Origin of the sequence: Streptomyces sp. NPDC013187, assembly GCF_042899705.1 — a bacterium.
GTDB classification, from domain to species: Bacteria; Actinomycetota; Actinomycetes; order Streptomycetales; family Streptomycetaceae; genus Streptomyces; species Streptomyces hawaiiensis_A.
The window spans coordinates 97,825-116,698 of sequence record NZ_JBIBAF010000013.1; the positions used below are offsets into that span (position 1 = coordinate 97,825).

The window sequence follows — 18,874 nt, forward strand, 5'->3', positions numbered from 1 at the left end:
TGTCAACTCCCTACGGTTATGCCTTTTGCCTGTTGCGACGGTTTCCGGCGACCATGGAAACCAGGACGAACAGTACGGCGACGACGAACATGGTCGTGCCGATGACATTGATCTGAACGGGCGTTCCGCGCTGCGCCGAGCCCCAGACGAACATGGGGAACGTGACGGTCGAGCCGGCGTTGAAATTCGTGATGATGAAGTCGTCGAAGGAGAGCGCGAAAGCGAGCAGTGCGCCCGCCGCGATTCCCGGTGCCGCGATCGGCAGCGTGACCCGGACGAAGGTCTGGAACGGGCCCGCGTACAGGTCCCGTGCCGCCTCCTCCAGTTTCGGGTCCATCGACATCACACGCGCCTTGACGGCGGTGACCACGAAACTCAGGCAGAACATGATGTGGGCGATGAGAATCGTCCAGAAGCCCAGCTGGGCGCCCATGTTGAGGAACAGGGTGAGCAGCGAGGCGGCCATGACGACCTCGGGCATCGCCATCGGCAGGAAGATCAGCGAGTTCACGGCACCGCGGGCGCGGAACCGGTAGCGGACCAGGGCGAAGGCGATCAGGGTGCCCAGCAGCGTGGCGCCGAGGGTCGCCCAGAACGCTATCTGGAGGCTGAGGGACAGCGACCCGCACAGCCCGGAGACCCCGCACGGGTCCTTCCAGGCGTCCAGGGAGAACTGCTGCCATTCGTAATTGAAGCGCCCCTTCGGTTTGTTGAAGGAGAACACCGTCACGACGACGTTCGGCAGGAGCAGATAGCCGAGGGTCAGCAGTCCCGCGAGGACGACGAGATTTCTCTTGAGCCAGTTGACGAAGGACATTTAGACCAGATCCTCCGTCCCGGACCTGCGGATGTAGAGCGTGACCATGAGCAGGATGGCCGCCATGAGGATGAAGGAGAGCGCCGCGGCCGTCGGATAGTCGAGCACTCTCAGGAACTGTGTCTGGATGACGTTTCCGACCATGCGGGTGTCGGTGGAACCGAGCAGATCGGCGTTCACGTAGTCACCGGCCGCCGGAATGAAGGTCAGCAGCGTGCCGGAGACGACGCCCGGCATCGACAGCGGGAAGGTGACCTTGCGGAAGGTGGTCCAGGGGCGGGCGTACAGGTCTCCCGCCGCCTCGTGGAGCCGTCCGTCGATGCGCTCCAGCGAGGTGTACAGCGGCAGGATCATGAACGGCAGGAAGTTGTACGTCAGACCGCACACCACCGCGAGCGGTGTTGCCAGGACGCGGTCGCCGGCGGTCATGCCGAGCCAGTTGGTGACGTCCAGGACGTGCAGCGTGTTCAGCGCGCCGACGACCGGGCCGCCGTCCGCGAGGATCGTCTTCCAGGCGAGGGTGCGGATCAGGAAGCTGGTGAAGAACGGCGCGATCACCAGGATCATGATCAGGTTCTTCCAGCGGCCCGCGCGGAAGGCGATCAGATACGCCAGCGGGTAGCCGAGCAGCAGGCACAGGATCGTCGCCGTGCCCGCGTAGAGCACGGAGCGGACGAACTGCGGCCAGTACGCGGACAGGGCGTCCCAGTACGTGGCGAAGTGCCAGGTGACCTTGTAGCCCTGCTCCAGGGAACCCGTCTGCACGGACGTGGAGGCCTGGTAGATCATCGGCAGCGCGAAGAACACCAGCAGCCAGAGGATGCCGGGCAGCAGCAGCCAGTACGGCGTGAAGCGGCCTCTGCGTTTCGGCGGTTTCGGTTCGGGCGCCTCGGGCGCGAGGGGCGGTGGCGCCTCGGTGAGTGTGCTCATCAGGCCGCCTCTTCCACTCCGGCGTCGGCGTCCTGGGCCGCGTCCAGGCCGAAGGTGTGGGCCGGGTTCCAGTGCAGGACGACCTCGGCACCGGGCACCAGGCGGGGGTCGCGGTCGATGTTCTGGGCGTAGACCTCGAAGTCGGAGCAGACCGGGCTGTCGACGACGTACTGCGTGGAGACGCCGATGAAACTGGAGTCGGCGATCCGGCCGGTGATGCGGTTGCGGCCCTCGGGGATCTCGCCGGCGTCGTCCGCGTGGCTGAGGGAGATCTTCTCCGGGCGGACGCCGACCAGCACCTTGCCGCCGGTGGACGTGGGTGCCGAACATCGCGCCCCAGGCAGAACCAGCTTGCCGCCGCCCGCCTTCAGCACGATCTCGTCGCCGCTCTTGGAGTCGACCTCGGCCTCGATGAAGTTGGAGGTGCCGAGGAAGTTCGCGACGAACGTGGTGCGCGGGTTCTCGTAGAGGTCGGTGGGCGCGCCGAGTTGCTCGACGCGGCCGCCGTTCATCACGGCGACCGTGTCGGCCATGGTCATGGCCTCCTCCTGGTCGTGCGTGACGTGGATGAAGGTGATGCCGACCTCGGTCTGGATGCGCTTGAGCTCCAGCTGCATCTGGCGGCGCAGCTTCAGGTCGAGTGCGCCGAGCGGCTCGTCGAGCAGGAGCACCTTGGGGTGGTTGATCAGCGCGCGGGCCACGGCGACGCGCTGCTGCTGGCCTCCGGAGAGCTGGTGCGGCTTCTTGCGTGCCTGCTCGCCGAGCTGGACGAGGTCGAGCATCTCCTCGACCTGCTTCTTCACCGACTTCAGCCCGCGCCGGCGCAGGCCGAAGGCGACGTTCTCGAAGATGTCGAGGTGCGGGAAGAGGGCGTAGGACTGGAAGACCGTGTTCACCGGCCGCTTGTACGGCGGCAGCGCGGTCACGTCCTGGTCGCCCAGGAAGACGGTGCCGGCGGAAGGTTCCTCCAGGCCGGCGATCATGCGCAGGGTGGTGGTCTTGCCGCAGCCGGAGGCGCCGAGCAGGGCGAAGAAGGAGCCCTGCGGCACGGTCAGGTCGAGCGGGTGGACGGCGGTGAAGGCGCCGTAGGTCTTGGCTATGCCCGTGAGGCGGACGTCGCCGCTGGGGCCGGTCTTGTTCGTCATGGTGGTCACGCCCCCGTCAGCTTCGCGAACTTCGCTTCGAACTCGGTCTCTTCCTTCGAGCTCAGCGAGCGGAAGGCGTGCGACTTGGCGGCCATGGCCTTGTCGGGAATGATCAGCGGGTTGTTCGCCGCGTCCTTGTCGATCTTCTCCAGCTCGGCCTTCACGCCGTCGACCGGGCACACGTAGTTGATGTACGCGGCGAGTTCGGCGGCCGCCTTCGGCTCGTAGTAGAAGTCGATGAGCCGCTCGGCGTTGGTCTTGTGCCGGGCCTTGTTGGGGATCAGCAGGTTGTCGGTCGACGTCACGTAGCCGCTGTCCGGGATGAGGAAGTCGATGTCGGGGCTGTCCGCCTTGAGCTGGACGACGTCACCGGCCCAGGCGACACAGGCCGCGAAGTCGCCGCTGGTCAGGTCCGAGGTGTAGTCGTTGCCGGTGAAGCGGCGGATCTGGCCCTTGTCGACGGCCTTCTGCAGGCGGGCGATGGCCGCGTCGTAGTCGTCGGCGGTGAAGTCCGCCGGGTCCTTGCCCATGTCGAGCAGCGTCATGCCGATGCTGTCGCGCATCTCCGACAGGAAGCCCACCCGGCCCTTGAGCTTGGGGTTGTCGAGCAGGTCGGATATCGACGTCACCTCGACGCCGTCGAGGGCCTTCTTGTTGTACGCGATGACGGTGGAGATGCCCTGCCAGACGTACGAGTAGGCGCGGCCCGGGTCCCAGTCGGGGCTGCGGAACTGGGCCGACAGGTTGGCGTAGGCGTGCGGCAGGTTGCTCGGGTCGAGTTTCTGCGCCCAGCCGAGGCGGATGAGGCGGGCGGCCAGCCAGTCGGTGAGGACGATCAGGTCGCGGCCGGTGTCCTGGCCCGCCGCGAGCTGCGGCTTGATCTTGCCGAAGAACTCGTTGTTGTCGTTGATGTCCTCGGTGTACTTGACCTTGATGCCGGTGCGCCGGGCGAACTGGTCCAGCGTGGGGTGGTGCTTGCCGCTGGCGTCGACGTCCATGTACTCGGTCCAGTTGGAGAAGTTCACCGTCTTCTCCTTGGCCGAGTGGTCCTCGGCCGAGACGCCGCCCTGCGACTTGCCGGCCGCCGGGATGCCGCAGGCGCTCAGCGTCCCCAGTCCGCCGACCGCGAGCGCCCCGCCCGCGGAGGCGCGCAGCAGGGACCGCCGGGTGAGGGCGGCCCTGCCGTTGGTGAGACTGCGCCTCATGGCGGCCCTTTGGGCCGCGGACAGGCGGTCGGGCTCGTACTGCTCCATGCGCGTGGTGCCCTTTCGGAGGGTGGACGGCCGTTGGTCAGGCGGCCTGCATACGGCTATCGATCCCCGAACAGGGTGCGGTGCCAGTCCTTGGCGGCCACCGCGGTGTTGTCGAACATGACGTGCTTGATCTGGGTGTACTCCTCGAACGAGTACGCGGACATGTCCTTGCCGTAGCCGGAGGACTTGTAGCCGCCGTGCGGCATCTCGCTGATGATCGGGATGTGGTCGTTGATCCAGACGCAGCCGGCCTTGATCTCGCGGGTGGCCCGGTTGGCCCGGTACACGTCCCGGCTCCAGGCGGAGGCGGCGAGCCCGTACGGGGTGTCGTTGGCGAGCGCGAGGCCCTCGTCGTCCGTGTCGAACGGCAGCACGACCAGGACCGGCCCGAAGATCTCCGACTGGACGACCTCGCTGTCCTGGGCCGCGTCGGCGATCAGGGTGGGCCGGTAGTAGGCGCCCTTGACGAGCTCCCCCTCGGGTGCCTCGCCGCCCGTCACCACGCGCGCGTAGGCCCGCGCCCGGTCCACGAATCCGGCGACCCGGTCACGCTGCACGTGGGAGATCAGCGGGCCGAGGTCGGTGCCGGCGGCGAAGGGGTCGCCGAGCCGGACCGTTTCCATGAGCGCCGCGGTCCGCTCCACGAAGGCCTCGTACAGCGGTCGCTGCACATACGCGCGCGTGGCGGCCGTGCAGTCCTGCCCGGTGTTGATGAGCGAGCCCGCGACCGCGCCGTGAGCGGCGGCCTCCAGGTCGGCGTCGTCGAAGACCACGAAGGGCGCCTTGCCGCCGAGCTCCAGGTGGAGGCGCTTGACGGTGGCGGTGGCGACCTCGGCGACGCGCTTGCCGACGGCGGTGGAGCCGGTGAAGGAGGTCATGGCCACGTCGGGGTGGCCGACGAGGTGCTCCCCGGCCTCCCTGCCGGTGCCGGTGACGATGTTGATCACGCCGTCCGGGATCCCGGCGTCCGTGGCCGCCTGGGCGAAGAGCAGCGAGGTGAGCGGGGTGAGCTCGGCGGGCTTCAGAACGATGGTGTTGCCCGCCGCGATCGCCGGGAGGATCTTCCAGGCGGCCATCTGGAGGGGGTAGTTCCAGGGCGCGATCGACCCGACGACCCCGATGGGCTCGCGCCGGACGTACGAAGTGTGGTCGCCGGAGTACTCACCGGCGGACTGTCCCTGCAGCAGCCGTGCGGCACCGGCGAAGAAGGCGGCGTTGTCGATGGTCCCGGGGACGTCGAACTCGCGGGTCAGCTTCAACGGCTTGCCGCACTGGAGCGACTCGGCGCGGGCGAAGTCCTCCGCCCGGTCGGCGAGGACCACGGCGAACCGGTGCAGGGCGTCGGACCGCTCGCCGGGAGTGGTCCCCGCCCAGCCGGGGAAGGCCGCGCGGGCGGCGGCGACGGCCCGGTCGACGTCGGCCGTGCCCGCCAGCTCGTAGGTGAGGACCTCCTCGCCGGACGCCGGGTCGACGACCGCGTGCGTGCGGCCGGAGGTGCCCCTGGTCAGACGGCCCGCGATGTACTGCGCGCCCTCTGCGAAGCGCTCCTGTGCCGGGAATCGGTCCGGGGTGGCAGTGCCCGGGTTGTGCATGTCGCTCTCCTCCGTGTCCCCTGATGGGGCCGGCGTGGCTCAGGCTCGATTTGAGTGCCGATCCTGACAGAGGTATGGCATGCCAACAAGTGATTCCGTTGTTGAATTTTGGTTACGCGACGGAATCTGTCGACCAGGTGTCGAGTTCGCCGCGAAAAGGCAGGACGCTGTGTCAGTGGTGCGTGCCAGACTCGCGTGCATGGAGAAGATCACGGGGGCGGTCGGCTCGCAGGAGGCCCTGATCAGGGCGGTCCGTGCGGGGGCCAGGGTCAAGTACCTGCACTTCTGGGGGCACCGGCCGCGGCCGGACGGTCGGATCGGGGCGAGCTGTCTGAGCCAGTGGTGGCCGGCGCCGTTCACGGTGGACGGCGTGGTCCACGCGACGGCCGAGCACTGGATGATGGCGGAGAAGGCCCGGCTCTTCGAGGACGCTTCGGCGGAGCGTGCCGCGCTGGCCGCGGGGCATCCCGCCGAGGCGAAGAAGGCGGGGCGGCTGGTACGCGGCTTCGACGAGGCGGTCTGGGCGCGGGAGCGGTTCCGGATCGTCGTGGAGGGCAGCGTCCACAAGTTCGGCGCGCATCCCGAGCTCCAGGCGTATCTGCTGGGCACGGGCGACCGGGTGCTGGTGGAGGCGAGTCCCGTGGACCGGGTGTGGGGCATCGGGCTGGCCGCGGACGACGAGGCGGCGATGGATCCGGAGCGGTGGCGGGGGCCGAACCTGCTGGGCTTCGCGCTGATGGAGGCGCGGGAGCGGCTGCGGGCCGGGGCATGAGCAAGGGCCGGTCCCCGGGACCGGCCCCTCCTGAAGCTCCGTCGAGCCGCGTCAGGACGCGGCGCCGAGACCGCCCATGATGCTGGCGAACAACAGGAAGCCCAGCAGCGGCAGGATCACGGTGGCGATGATGCCGCAGACCAGGCCCGCGGTCGCCGCGCCCTTGTTCGTGGCCTCGCCGCGGGTGGCCCTGCCGCGGCCGATGGCGCCGAAGATGATCGCGAGAATGCCCAGGATCACGCCGAAGAACCACATGATGAACGTGACGCTGCACACCACGCCGATGATGCCCAGCACCAGTCCCGTGGTCCCCATGCCGTTGCTCGGCTGCGCGGGCATCCCGTAGCCGGGCGCCTGCGGGTAGCCCACCGGCGGCGCGGCCGGGTAGCCGGGACCGCCCTGGGGGTAGCCGTAGCCCGGGGCGGCGGGGGGCTGCTGCGGATAGCCGTAGCCGGGGGTGCCGGGGGACTGCTGCGGGGGCTGGGCCGGCGGGCCGAAACCACCGGGGGGTGGATTGGTGTTGGACATGGACGATCTCCCCTCCGTTGTCAGACCAGGGCATCGTAGTGGCCAACTCGGCCGCACAGAGCCTCTGTTTCAGCGGTGGGACGGGGCGGCGGCCACCGGGCCGAGGGTGCCGTAGTACGGGTCGTCGTCAGAGCTGTCGCTGTTGATCGCGGCCGTGATGCCGACGGCGATCAGGACGATCACGGTGATGCCGAGGATGATCCCTATGATGCCCATGATCAGACCGGCCTGGGCCTGACCGTGGTTGGTGGCCACCCCGGCCTCGGCGCGCTTGCGGCCCTTAATGCCGAAGACGACGGCGAGGATGCCGGTGACCAGGGACACCACGCCGTAGAGGCAGAAGAGGGCGCAGGAGACGATGCCGAGCACCATCGCGGCGATGCCCAGGCCGTTCTGCGGGGCCGGGGGCATTCCCGGCCAGCCGTAGCCGGACTGGGTGTATCCGGACTGCGGGTAGCCGGGGTAGCCGTAGCCGCCGGGCGCTCCGGGGCCGGTGGGAGCCACGGGCGGGGGCGGGACGGCACCGGCACCGGCACCGGCACCGGCACCGGACGGGTCGTACTGCGGCGTGCCGGCCGGCGGCGTGAATCCCGGCATGGAGGTGACCGTGGCCTGGTCGTGGACGGACGGCGGCTGCGGCGTCTGGTTCTTGTCGAGCGAGGGCGTGCTTTCCGGCGGCGCCCACGGGTCGTGGCTGCCTCCGTCGGGCTGCGTCGCGTCCGTCATCGTGCGGTCCCCCCTGGGTCGATCGTGTGGTCATGCTACGGGGCGGTTCGGTGCGTGCCACAGTGCGGGTGGGCGGGGATCGCTCGCGCCCACCCGGCACAGCCGCACACGGGCAGAGCCCCCCGCCCCTGAAAGTAGGGCGCTGGACCGCGGCATACGATGAAGCCGAGTCATCGATCAGCCGATCACCCGCGCCCGCCCGCCCCGCGCCGGCCGGAGCGCCGTTCCGGGGAGGAACCTTGACCCAGCATCTCGTCGACCCCCGCGCCCCGCGCGACCTCAGGGCGTTCATCGCCGAACTGCCCAAGGCCGAACTGCACGTGCACCACGTGGGATCCGCCTCCCCCCGGATCGTCTCCGAACTGGCCGCGCGCCACCCCGACTCGAAGGTGCCGACCGATCCCGAGGCCCTGGTCGACTACTTCACGTTCACCGACTTCGCGCACTTCATCGACGTGTACTTGTCGGTCGTCGACCTGATCCGCACCCCGGAGGACGTCCGGCTGCTGACGTACGAGGTGGCCCGGGACCTGGCGCGGCAGCGGGTGCGGTACGCCGAGCTGACCATCACCCCGTTCTCGTCCACCCGGCGCGGCATCGACGAGGGGGCCTTCATGGACGCGATCGAGGACGCCCGCAAGGCCGCCGAGTCCGAGTTCGGGACCGTGCTGCGCTGGTGCTTCGACATCCCGGGCGAGGCGGGCCTGGAGGCCGCCGAGGAGACGACCCGGCTCGCCACCGACGACCGGCTGCGCCCGGAGGGCCTGGTCTCCTTCGGTCTCGGCGGACCCGAGGTGGGCGTCGAACGGCCGCAGTTCAAGCCGTACTTCGACCGGGCGATCGCCGCCGGGCTGCACTCCGTACCGCACGCCGGTGAGACGACCGGCCCGCAGACGGTGTGGGACGCGCTGACCCACCTGCGGGCCGAGCGCATCGGGCACGGCACGAGTTCCGCGCAGGACCCGAAGCTGCTCGCCCACCTCGCCGAGCACCGGATCCCGCTGGAGGTGTGCCCGACCTCGAACATCGCCACGCGCGCGGTGCGCACCCTCGACGAGCACCCGATCAAGGAGTTCGTGCGCGCCGGGGTGGTCGTCACCGTCAACTCCGACGACCCGCCGATGTTCGGCACCGACCTCGACAACGAGTACGCGGTCGCCGCCCGGCTGCTGGAGCTCGACGAGCGGGGTCTGGCCGAGCTGGCGAAGAACGCCGTCGAGGCGTCCTTCCTGGACGCGGCGGGCAAGGCCCGGATCACCGGCGAGATCGACACGTACACCGCGCAGTGGCTCTCCCGGTGACGCCGGCCCCGGTCGCCGTGGCCCACCGGGGCGACCCCTACCGCGTCCGGGAGAACACCGTCGCCTCGCTGCGTTCCGCGCTGCGCCGGGGCGCGGACGCGGTGGAGATCGACGTACGGCTCACCCGGGACGGCGTGCCGGTGCTGCTGCACGACGCGACGCTGAAGCGGCTGTGGGAGCACGAACGGCCTCTGCGCGCGCTGTCGTCCGAGGAGGTGCGCGGGCTGACCGGCGGCGGGGTGCCCACCCTGGCCGAGGCCCTGCCCGCGACCGACGGGCACCGGGTGATGATCGACCTGCCCGGGTCGCCCGATGTGCGGGCGGTGCGCCGGATCATGGGCGTCGTGGCGGAGTCCGGTGCGACGGAGCGCGTCTACTACTGCGCGGGCGCCGACGCCATGCTCGCCGTGCGGGCGGCGGATCCGGACGCCGAGATCGCCCTCACGTGGACGACACTGGCCCCGCCCCGGCCCGTGCTGCTGGAGGCGATCCGCCCGCGCTGGCTCAACTACCGCTTCTCACTGGTGGACCGGCCCCTCGCCGAGCGCGTGCACCGCGACGGCTACCTGGTGTCCGTCTGGACCCCCGACACCCGCCGCTCCATGCGCCGGCTGCTGGAGGCGGGCGTGGACTCGATCACGACGAACCGCGTCGACGTGCTGTGCGCTACACGCGCGAACGCTGCGGCACCGTCGCCGGATCGGCCGGGGTCCCCCGCGTGACGTACTGCGGCACCGGCGCGCCGTCCGTGCCGGTGTCGCGGACGAGCCCGTAGCGGATGGCGCCCTGCGGCGGGCCCTGGTCGATGTCCTCGACCACGGCGTCCCGATTCGTCGGGAAGACGATGAGGCCGTAGTCGCAGCCCCGTTCGTTCTGGGTGAGGGTGACGGTGCCGTCGAGGTAGAAGTACTCGTTCTGCCACATCTGCTGGGTGCCGGGCGCAAGGACGGCGTAGCCGATGGCCGGGCCGCCCATACCGGTGGCGTAGCCGTTCGGGGCGCCGGGCAGCGGGTCGTCCATCCGCCGCGAGCCGCCGGACGCCACGTGGAACAGCCTGCCCTTCAGACCGGTCCAGGACGGCATGACCAGCGCGCCGGGCCGGGACCCGGGCGAGATCTGCCAGCGGACCAGGACGTAGCCCCGGCCGGTGAGGGTCACCCTGTCGCCGCGGTGCTGCATGACGGCCTTCAAACCGCCGGTGCTGGTGATGCCGGACTCGGGTCGGTGCGGCAGGGCGGCGGGCCGGGCGTTCGGGTCGGGGGCGCGGTCGACGGCGTCGACGACGGTGCCGTACGAGTCGGTCTTCTTCGTCGCCGACGGCGAGGGCTTGGAGGTGGGGGCAGGGGCGTGCGGTGCGGGGGTTCGCGGCGGTTCGGAGGTGGCCGTGGGGGCCGTGGGCGCGATGGCGGCCCGGGACGGAGGGGCGTCCGGCGGCTGGGTGACGACGTAGGCGCCGCCCGCGACGATCGTCGCGCCCGCCGTCACCGCGACGGCCGGCTTGGTGAGCGCGCCGAGCAGCTTGGCGGACCAGCCGGCGGAGGTGGCGGCCGCCGCGGTCTTGCCGCCGAAGGCGAGCGACAGGGTGAACCCGGCGGGCAGCGGGACGAGGGCGAGGCCGACCAGGAGGCGTTCGGCCGGGACGACGGCCTCGCGGGTGCCGCCGCAGTAGCCGCAGCCGCGGATGTGCCGGGCCAGCCGCTTGCGCCACACGGAGTCGGGCCGGCCGTCCCAGCGGCCGGTCATCTCACGCAGTTCGGGGCAGGCCCCGTCCAGGGCGCGGACGATGCCGCGCGAGGTCTCCAGGCGCTCCTTCATCCGCTGGACGCGCACGGCGGCGTGCTGCCGGGTGATGCCGACGGCGGCGGCCAGTTCGCGCCGGGTCAGTTCGCCCGCGACCTCCAGCCACCACAGCGACAGCAGCTGCCGGTCCTCGTCGTCGAGCCACCGCACCGCCTCGGCGACCTCGCGCCGCTGCCCTTCCAGCTGGAGCCGCAGCACGGTCAGGTCGGCGAAGTCGGAGGCCGGTGCCTCCTCGAGCCGGTCCGGGGTCTTCCGCCGGGCCCGGTCGCGGATCTGCCGCATGGCGATCGCCACCAGCCAGGACCGGAAACTGTCCGGGTCGCGCAGCGAACCCAGGTTGCCGACGGCGCGCAGCATGGTCTCCTGCACGACGTCGTCGACGTCGGCGTGGCCGTTCAGGGCCCGGCCCACGATGTTGTAGACCAGCGGCAGCCAGCCCGTGACCAGCTCGTCCAGCGCTCGCCGGTCACCGGCCTGGGCCGCCGTGATGACGGCACGCCAGTGCTGACTGTCCACGATGGCCTCTTCACGCCTGGTGTCACCGATGTTCCGCACGCACCCTCTCAGCCGGTCCCGGGGTCCTCGCCATGTCGGAGGTCACACACGGGGAGACGGCGTGAAGGTTCTCGGGATAACAGTTTTTCCTCAGACACCCGGCGCCGGGGCCGCCACCGGCGCGGTCAGCGCCTCCAGCCGCTTGATCCGCTGCCGTACGACGTACAGCGGGATCACCCCGAGCACTCCGAAGGCCATGTCGATCACCGACCACCAGAAGGGGATGCCGCGGATCGGCCCGCAGATCAGGGCGAGGGGGATGATGCCCGCGCAGGCGATCATCCCGAACTCGACGACCCAGATGTTGCGGACCGGGTCGCGGTAGGGCCCGTAGAAGGCGACCGCGATCACCAGATGCGCGAAGGCCAGCCAGTCCGTGCCATAGAGGAGGAAGGGGTGTTCGGCGTCGGCCTCGTCGAGCCCCGCCCGCACGCGCCCGATCCACTCCGTCAGCCCGGGCAGGTACTCACCCACGGACAGCCCGCGCAACAGGTCCTCGGTCCACCGCAGTTCGTGGACCAGGGGGAAGGCCGTCGCGCCGCTGAGCACCAGGCACACGACGAAGAAGACCAGCCACGCGCGAATGCCCTTGAGCAGGGCGGCTCTGTCACTCATGAGGCGCACTCTACGCCCACAATTGAACACGTTCAGAAACGAGGGCACTCCCTCTCCGGACACGCGAACGGCCCCGGACGGAGAGGAACCGTCCGGGGCCGTTCACGGCCTGCCCGGTCGACTAAGCGTCCAGCGACGTCATCACGTGCTTGATCCGCGTGTAGTCGTCGAAGCCGTAGCCCGAGAGGTCCTTGCCGTAGCCGGACTTCTTGAAGCCGCCGTGCGGCATCTCGGCGACCAGCGGGATGTGCGTGTTGATCCACACGCAGCCGAAGTCGAGCTTCTTGGACATCCGCATGGCACGGCCGTGGTCCTTGGTCCACACGGAGGAGGCCAGCGCGTACTCGACGCCGTTGGCCCACTCCACCGCCTGCTCCTCGTCCGTGAAGGACTGCACGGTGATGACCGGGCCGAAGACCTCCTTCTGGATGATCTCGTCGGTCTGCTTCAGGCCCGAGACGACGGTCGGCGCGTAGAAGTAGCCCTTGTCCCCGACCCGCTTGCCGCCGGCCTCCACCCGCGCGTGCGCGGGCAGCCGGTCGATGAAGCCCTCGACCTGCTTGAGCTGGTTGGGGTTGTTGAGCGGGCCGAACAGCACGTCCTCGTCGTCCGGCTGCCCGGTCTTCGTCTCGGACGCGGCCTTGGCCAGCGCGGAGACGAACTCGTCGTGGATGGACTCGTGGACGAGCACACGCGTGGCGGCGGTGCAGTCCTGGCCGGCGTTGAAGTAGCCCGCGACCGAGATGTCCTCGACGGCCTTGGCGATGTCGGTGTCCTCGAAGACCACGACCGGCGCCTTGCCGCCCAGCTCCAGGTGGACGCGCTTGACGTCCTTGGAGGCGGATTCGGCGACCTGGATGCCGGCGCGGACGGAGCCGGTGATGGAGGCCATCGCCGGGGTCTCGTGCTCGACCATCATGCGGCCGGTCTCGCGGTCGCCGCAGATGACGTTGAAGACGCCCTTGGGGACGATCGAGCCGATGATCTCGGCGATGAGGACCGTCGAGGCCGGGGTGGTGTCCGACGGCTTCAGCACGACGGTGTTGCCCGCCGCGATCGCCGGGGCGAACTTCCACACGGCCATCATCATCGGGTAGTTCCACGGCGCGACCTGCGCGCAGACCCCGACCGGCTCGCGGCGCACGATGGAGGTCAGGCCCTCCATGTACTCACCGGCCGAGCGGCCCTCCAGCATCCGCGCCGCGCCCGCGAAGAAGCGGATCTGGTCGACCATCGGAGGGATCTCCTCGGAGCGGGTCAGCCCGACCGGCTTGCCCGTGTTCTCCACCTCGGCCGCGATCAGTTCCTCGGCGCGCTCCTCGAAGGCGTCCGCGATCTTCAGCAGGGCCTTCTGGCGCTCGGCGGGCGTGGTGTCGCGCCAGCCGGGGAAGGCCTCGGCGGCCGCCGCCATCGCGGCGTCCACGTCCGCCTGCCCGGACAGCGGAGCGGTCGCGTACGCCTCGCCCGTCGCGGGATTGACCACCTCGGTGGTCCGTCCGTCGGCGGCGTCCTTGAACTCACCGCCGATGTAGTTGCGCAGACGACGCAGCTCGGTGCTCACTGCCGGCCCTCCAGTTCGGATGTCCAGTACTTGAGACACCCACCCTAGTCGGCCGACCCACGTTTTCAACACCCCCGCTCCCTTCGATCGTGCGGAATCCGCAGGAGTCGGGGACTCAAACAACGGATTTCATCGATCCAGGCTTGCGGAAGTGTCGAGACCTCGTGCACAGTGACCTCGTGGCCAGTCGAAGCGCAGAACAGAAGGGCTCGCGGGAGTCCCGCGAGCCCTCCCGCGAGTCCAGGAACGGCAGCTCGCCGCAGCTGGACGCCGTCTCCCTCGCCATCATCGAGCAGCTCCAGGAGGACGGCCGCCGGCCGTACGCCGCCATCGGCAAGGCCGTGGGCCTGTCGGAGGCGGCCGTGCGCCAGCGCGTCCAGAAGCTGCTCGACCAGGGCGTGATGCAGATCGTCGCCGTCACGGACCCGCTCACCGTGGGCTTCCGCAGACAGGCGATGGTCGGCGTCAACGTCGAGGGCGACGTGGAGGCGGTCGCGGACGCGCTGTCGGCGATGTCCGAGTGCGAGTACGTGGTGATGACCGCAGGCTCCTTCGACCTGATGGTGGAGATCGTCTGCGAGGACGACGACCACCTCTTGGAGGTCATCAACAAACGCATACGGGCGGTGCCCGGAGTGCGCTCCACCGAGAGCTTCGTCTACCTCAAGCTCAAGAAGCAGACCTACATGTGGGGAACCCGATAACCGTGAGGACCCGATAGCCGTGAGCAAGGACCTCTCCCAGTCCGCGTACGACCACCTGTGGATGCACTTCACGCGCATGTCGTCGTACGAGAAGGCCCCCGTCCCCACCATCGTCCGGGGCGAGGGCACGTACATCTACGACGACAAGGGCAAGCGCTACCTCGACGGCCTCGCCGGCCTCTTCGTGGTGCAGGCCGGGCACGGCCGGGTCGAGCTCGCCGAGACCGCCTTCAAGCAGGCGCAGAAGCTCGCGTTCTTCCCGGTGTGGTCCTACGCCCACCCCAAGGCCGTCGAGCTGGCCGAGCGCCTCGCCGGGCACGCCCCGGGCGACCTGAACAAGGTCTTCTTCACCACCGGCGGCGGTGAGGCGGTGGAGACCGCCTGGAAGCTCGCCAAGCAATACTTCAAGCTGACCGGCAAGCCCACCAAGCACAAGGTCATCTCCCGCGCGGTCGCCTACCACGGCACCCCGCAGGGCGCCCTGTCCATCACCGGCCTGCCGGCCCTGAAGGCCCCCTTCGAGCCCCTGGTCCCGGGCGCGCACAAGGTCCCGAACACCAACATCTACCGGGCCCCGATCCACGGCGACGACCCCGAGGCCTACGGCCGCTGGGCCGCCGACCAGATCGAGCAGCAGATCCTCTTCGAAGGCCCCGACACCGTCGCCGCGGTCTTCCTGGAGCCGGTGCAGAACGCGGGCGGCTGCTTCCCGCCCCCGCCCGGTTACTTCCAGCGCGTCCGCGAGATCTGCGACCAGTACGACGTGCTGCTCGTCTCCGACGAGGTCATCTGCGCCTTCGGCCGCCTGGGCACGTACTTCGCCTGCGACAAGTTCGACTACGTGCCGGACATGATCACCTGCGCCAAGGGCATGACCTCGGGCTACTCCCCGATCGGCGCGTGCATCATCTCCGACCGTCTGGCCGAGCCGTTCTACAAGGGCGACAACACCTTCCTGCACGGCTACACCTTCGGCGGCCACCCGGTCTCCGCGGCCGTGGGCCTGGCCAACCTCGACCTGTTCGAGCGCGAGAACCTCAACCAGCACGTCCTGGACAACGAGGGCAACTTCCGCGCCACCCTGGAGCGGCTCCACGACCTGCCGATCGTCGGCGACGTCCGCGGCAACGGCTTCTTCTACGGCATCGAGCTGGTGAAGGACAAGAACACCAAGGAGTCCTTCAACGACGAGGAGACCGAGCGCGTCCTGTACGGCTTCCTCTCCAAGGCGCTGTACGACAACGGCCTGTACTGCCGCGCCGACGACCGCGGCGACCCGGTCGTCCAGCTCGCCCCGCCGCTGATCTCCGACCAGTCGACGTTCGACGAGATCGAGCAGATCCTGCGCGCCACCCTCACAGAGGCGTGGACGAAGCTCTGACGCCCCGCGCTCCGATCGTCTGCCTGGATGATCAACACCGGCCCCGGTGCCGCCCGTTCGAGTGAGAAACGGCGGCCCGGGGCCGCGTGCTGTCCGGCGTCCCGCCGCCTTCTGCCTAGCGTGCCCAGTGACCGATCGGCCCTGCCTTCGTTCCCCCGCACGGGGGATGGCACGGGAACTACGGATCTGAACCGAGGTGTACGCGCATGGAGGCCCCGCCGGACAACGACGTGCTCTGGGCACGCGCCCTGCACTTCCAGCACGACGACGGCTCGCCCGCGCTCTGCGGCGTCTCGCTCGGTGTGCGTGAGGGCGAGATCCTCGCCGTGAGCGGCCCGCGCGGCAGCGGCAAGACGACCCTGCTGCGGTGTCTGTCCGGTCTGGTGCCCGTGCGGCGCGGCGAGGTCTGGTTCAACAGCGTGCCCGTGCACACCATGGGCCCCCTCACCCGCGAGCGGCTGCGCCGCGACCGCTTCGGCTGGATCGACCCGGCCCCCTCCCTCGTCCCGGAGCTCAACGCCTGGGAGAACACCGCCCTGCCGCTGATGCTGCGCGGCACCAGCCGGCGCCGCGCCAAGACCGCGGCCCTGGAGTGGCTGGAGCGCCTGGACATCGGCGACAGCGCCCGCAAGCGGCCGCACCAGCTGGTGCAGGCCGAGCGGCAGCGGGTCTGCATCGCCCGCGCCCTGGCCCCCGCGCCCTCGGTGCTGTTCGCCGACGAGCCCACGGCGCCCCTGCACCGCGCCGACCGCGTCCAGGTGCTGCGCACCCTCACCACCGCGGCCCGCTCCCACCGCATCACCGTCGTCCTGGCCACCCACGACGCGGACACCGCGGCCCTCGCCGACCGCACGGTGTCCCTGCTCGACGGCCGGCGCGTGCAGACGGTGCACCTCCCGCCGGTCGCCGAGACCAGCGAGCCGGAAGGCCGGGCCACGTGCTCGCTCTCCGTCTGACCCGCGGCGCCCACCCCGCCGTCCAGCTGCGCCGCCTCCTGGTGGCGGCCGCCTCGGCGGGCTCGGGCTTCCTGTTGCTCTGCGCCCTCGGCTACGCGCTGGGCCACCCCGGCTCCCCCGGTTCCGCCGCGCTGCGGCTGGCCTGGTGCGCGGCCCCGCTGGCCGCCACGGTGTACTTCGCCGTCGCGGTCGCCCGTACCGATCCCGGTACCAAGCCCCGCGCCGGTCTCTCGGCGATCGGCCTCGGCCCGGTGCGCATGATGGCCGTCTCGGCGACGACGACGGCGCTGTCCTGCACGCTCGGTTCGATGCTGGCCCTGCTCGTCTTCCTGCACCTGCGGGGCGACCTGACGGGCATGCCCTTCGACGGCGCCGCCGCCGAGTCCCTCGCCGCGGGCGTGCCCCTGCCGCTGCCGGCCGCCCTGACCCTGCTGTCGCTCGTGCCCGTCGGGGCGTCGGTGGCGGTGGCACTGGCCCTGCGGCCGCACGAGGCGGGGCCCACCGGGCCCCGGGCGGCCCGCGTGTACGGCCGCTTCGGCGCGTACCGGCGCACCCCCGCCCGCGAGACGTTCGGGGCGTACGGCCGGTTCGGCCGGCAGATCGTCCGGCCCACGGGCGGCCCTGCCGCCGGGCCCGCCGCGAAGAGCGGCCCGCCGGCAGCCCGGACGAGTGAGCCGGTCTCGGCGGCGGTCGCGGGCCCCGGCGGGACGGTGAACGCGGTCGCGGGCCCCGGCGGGACGGTGAACGCGGTCGTGGATCCCGGCGGGACGGTGAACGCGGTCGTGGACCCCGCCCTGCCGCAGGCGGTCCACCCGGGCGCCACGCACCCGGCCTCGTCACAAGACGCTGCCGCAGGTGCTGCCCCGGCCGGCTCGGCGCACCCGGGCGCCACCCACCCGGCCCCGCGGGAAGGCGCCGCGAGTACCACCCCGGCCGGCGATCCCGCCCAGTGGCTCAGCCCCCGCGCGGCGGAGCCGGACGCGGCAGGCGCCATCAGCCCCGCCGGGGCCCTGGCGCGGCACCAAGACCCGGCTGCCGCGGCCCCCGACACCCCCGGCGACTTCACCGCCCCGGACGCGGCCCTGCCGGACACCATCGCCGCCCCCTCCGGCCTCCCCTGGGGCATCACCGTGCTGGCCGCGGGCCTGGCCGTGGAGAGCTACACGAGCCGTACCGCCCCCACGCCCCCCGACCTGTCCTTCTCCGGTGCCTCCCCCGGCGTGATGGCGGGCTGGGCGCTGGCCGTCGTCGGCCTGGCCCTGGCCGGTCCGGGTCTGACGCACCTGTGCGGACGGCTGCTCCAGTCGGCCCGCCCCGGCGCCCGCCGGCTCCTGGCCGGCCGCATCCTCATGGCGGAGTCCGTCCGGATCGGGCGCCCCCTTGGCGTCGTCTGCGCGGTCCTGTCCGCCGCATGGGCCATGGCGCTGCTGCACGCCCCGGACGGACTCGCACTCGGTCCGCTCACCACCCTCGGCGTGCTCCTCGTGACCGGCTGCACCACGGCGACGCTCCTGACGGCCGCCGTCGAGGCCCGTCAGGCCCGCGCCGGCACCACCGCCGCGCTGCAGCGGCTCGGCGCCCCCGCCACGATGCTGCGCAGCGCCGCCGCCCTGCGCGCGAGCGCCCTGCTCGCCCTGTTCGGTCCCCTCACCCTGACGGTCGCTGAACTGGCGGCGCTGCCCCTGGCACGCTGAGCCCGCGGCCTCGTCGGAAAACCCGTACGAAAAAAAGTCCCGCACGGCGATGAGTTCCGGACCGGCCCCGGGTCTATCCCGCGTAACGACACGGACGTGATGGGAGAGACCTCGCATGTACCAGCAGATGATCTTCGTGAACCTGTGCACCGGCGACCTCGGCGCCTCGAAGAAGTTCTTCACGGAGCTGGGCTTCACGATCAACGAGCAGTTCAGCGACGACACGACCGCCTCGGTCGTGATCAGCGACACCATTGTGGTCATGGTGCACACCAAGGAGAAGTACCTCCAGTTCACCAAGAAGGAGATCGCCGACTCGACGAAGACCAGCGAGGTGCTGATCGCGCTGAGCGCCGAGAGCCGCGAGAAGGTCGACGAGCTGGTCGAGAAGGCGGTCGCGGCGGGCGGTTCCGTCTCGGGAGAGACCCAGGACCACGGCTTCATGTACGGCCGCGCCTTCGACGACGTGGACGGCCACACCTTCGAGGTCGTGTGGATGGACCCGGCGGCCGTCCAGGGCTGACGGCGTGCGGCCTAGCATGGG

At 70.7% G+C, this 18,874-nt stretch carries 18 protein-coding genes; 8 read left to right on the plus strand and 10 right to left on the minus strand.

All coding sequences use genetic code 11. From position 1 onward, the window contains the following. Positions 1–16: 16 nt before the first annotated feature. Genes ACFY5B_RS26935 through ACFY5B_RS26955 form a run of 5 tightly spaced genes read right to left on the minus strand, consistent with a single transcriptional unit; the run spans position 17 to position 5,737 of the window. Complete coding sequence (locus ACFY5B_RS26935; protein WP_389973662.1) at positions 17–817, minus strand: ABC transporter permease; 801 nt, start codon at positions 815–817, stop codon at positions 17–19. Beyond that, the gene (locus ACFY5B_RS26940) at positions 818–1,747 is read right to left on the minus strand and encodes an ABC transporter permease (RefSeq protein WP_389973665.1); all 930 of its coding nucleotides are present in this window, start codon (positions 1,745–1,747) and stop codon (positions 818–820) included. Then, positions 1,747–2,892, minus strand: a complete 1,146-nt coding sequence (locus tag ACFY5B_RS26945) for an ABC transporter ATP-binding protein (protein ID WP_389974048.1) — start codon at positions 2,890–2,892, stop codon at positions 1,747–1,749. Before ACFY5B_RS26945 ends, ACFY5B_RS26940 begins: the two co-directional genes overlap by 1 nt. Positions 2,893–2,897: 5 nt before the next feature. Further along, on the minus strand, positions 2,898–4,145 hold the full coding sequence (locus ACFY5B_RS26950; RefSeq protein WP_389973668.1) for a spermidine/putrescine ABC transporter substrate-binding protein: 1,248 nt from the start codon (positions 4,143–4,145) through the stop codon (positions 2,898–2,900). Between the two features lie 56 nt (positions 4,146–4,201). After that, on the minus strand, positions 4,202–5,737 hold the full coding sequence (locus tag ACFY5B_RS26955; protein ID WP_389973671.1) for a gamma-aminobutyraldehyde dehydrogenase: 1,536 nt from the start codon (positions 5,735–5,737) through the stop codon (positions 4,202–4,204). Between the two features lie 199 nt (positions 5,738–5,936). On the opposite strand from ACFY5B_RS26955, the gene ACFY5B_RS26960 reads away from it, so the two are divergent. Further along, positions 5,937–6,509, plus strand: coding sequence for an NADAR family protein (locus tag ACFY5B_RS26960; RefSeq protein ID WP_389973674.1), 573 nt, complete (start codon positions 5,937–5,939; stop codon positions 6,507–6,509). A gap of 51 nt (positions 6,510–6,560) precedes the next feature. Here the strand turns inward: ACFY5B_RS26960 and ACFY5B_RS26965 are convergent, their stop codons facing one another. After that, positions 6,561–7,037 (minus strand): DUF4190 domain-containing protein, encoded by a 477-nt coding sequence (locus ACFY5B_RS26965; protein ID WP_389973677.1) that lies wholly within the window; start codon positions 7,035–7,037, stop codon positions 6,561–6,563. A 69-nt stretch (positions 7,038–7,106) separates the two neighbouring features. Next, positions 7,107–7,763, minus strand: a complete 657-nt coding sequence (locus ACFY5B_RS26970) for a DUF4190 domain-containing protein (protein WP_389973680.1) — start codon at positions 7,761–7,763, stop codon at positions 7,107–7,109. Positions 7,764–8,002: 239 nt separating this feature from the next. Between ACFY5B_RS26970 and ACFY5B_RS26975 the strand changes: the two genes are divergently transcribed. Both ACFY5B_RS26975 and ACFY5B_RS26980 read left to right on the plus strand, forming a co-directional pair. Continuing rightward, positions 8,003–9,064 (plus strand): adenosine deaminase, encoded by a 1,062-nt coding sequence (locus ACFY5B_RS26975; RefSeq protein WP_389973683.1) that lies wholly within the window; start codon positions 8,003–8,005, stop codon positions 9,062–9,064. Next, entirely contained in the window at positions 9,061–9,786 is a 726-nt protein-coding gene (locus ACFY5B_RS26980) for a glycerophosphodiester phosphodiesterase (protein ID WP_389973686.1), read from the plus strand. The genes ACFY5B_RS26975 and ACFY5B_RS26980 overlap by 4 nt, the downstream gene beginning before the upstream one ends. On the opposite strand, the gene ACFY5B_RS26985 is transcribed toward ACFY5B_RS26980, so the two are convergent. The 3 genes from ACFY5B_RS26985 to ACFY5B_RS26995 all read right to left on the minus strand — a co-directional run bounded on the left by ACFY5B_RS26985 (position 9,731) and on the right by ACFY5B_RS26995 (position 13,595). Further along, positions 9,731–11,380 (minus strand): sigma-70 family RNA polymerase sigma factor, encoded by a 1,650-nt coding sequence (locus tag ACFY5B_RS26985; RefSeq protein ID WP_389973688.1) that lies wholly within the window; start codon positions 11,378–11,380, stop codon positions 9,731–9,733. The two genes, ACFY5B_RS26980 and ACFY5B_RS26985, sit on opposite strands and share 56 nt — an antisense overlap. Positions 11,381–11,509: 129 nt before the next feature. Continuing rightward, entirely contained in the window at positions 11,510–12,034 is a 525-nt protein-coding gene (locus tag ACFY5B_RS26990; protein WP_389973691.1) for a hypothetical protein, read from the minus strand. A 121-nt stretch (positions 12,035–12,155) separates the two neighbouring features. Continuing rightward, positions 12,156–13,595, minus strand: a complete 1,440-nt coding sequence (locus tag ACFY5B_RS26995; protein ID WP_389973694.1) for a gamma-aminobutyraldehyde dehydrogenase — start codon at positions 13,593–13,595, stop codon at positions 12,156–12,158. A 164-nt stretch (positions 13,596–13,759) separates the two neighbouring features. Between ACFY5B_RS26995 and ACFY5B_RS27000 the strand changes: the two genes are divergently transcribed. From ACFY5B_RS27000 to ACFY5B_RS27020, 5 genes are all read left to right on the plus strand, one after another. Continuing rightward, positions 13,760–14,299, plus strand: a complete 540-nt coding sequence (locus ACFY5B_RS27000; protein WP_184850483.1) for an Lrp/AsnC family transcriptional regulator — start codon at positions 13,760–13,762, stop codon at positions 14,297–14,299. A gap of 19 nt (positions 14,300–14,318) precedes the next feature. Further along, positions 14,319–15,680, plus strand: a complete 1,362-nt coding sequence (locus ACFY5B_RS27005; protein WP_389973697.1) for an aspartate aminotransferase family protein — start codon at positions 14,319–14,321, stop codon at positions 15,678–15,680. Positions 15,681–15,886: 206 nt separating this feature from the next. Then, positions 15,887–16,636, plus strand: a complete 750-nt coding sequence (locus tag ACFY5B_RS27010) for an ABC transporter ATP-binding protein (protein ID WP_389973700.1) — start codon at positions 15,887–15,889, stop codon at positions 16,634–16,636. Continuing rightward, positions 16,618–18,330 carry a hypothetical protein gene (locus ACFY5B_RS27015; RefSeq protein WP_389973703.1) on the plus strand — a complete coding sequence of 571 codons (1,713 nt, stop codon included), beginning with the start codon at positions 16,618–16,620 and terminating at the stop codon, positions 18,328–18,330. The genes ACFY5B_RS27010 and ACFY5B_RS27015 overlap by 19 nt, the downstream gene beginning before the upstream one ends. A 115-nt stretch (positions 18,331–18,445) precedes the next feature. Next, positions 18,446–18,853 carry a VOC family protein gene (locus ACFY5B_RS27020; protein ID WP_361946536.1) on the plus strand — a complete coding sequence of 136 codons (408 nt, stop codon included), beginning with the start codon at positions 18,446–18,448 and terminating at the stop codon, positions 18,851–18,853. Positions 18,854–18,874: the final 21 nt, after the last annotated feature.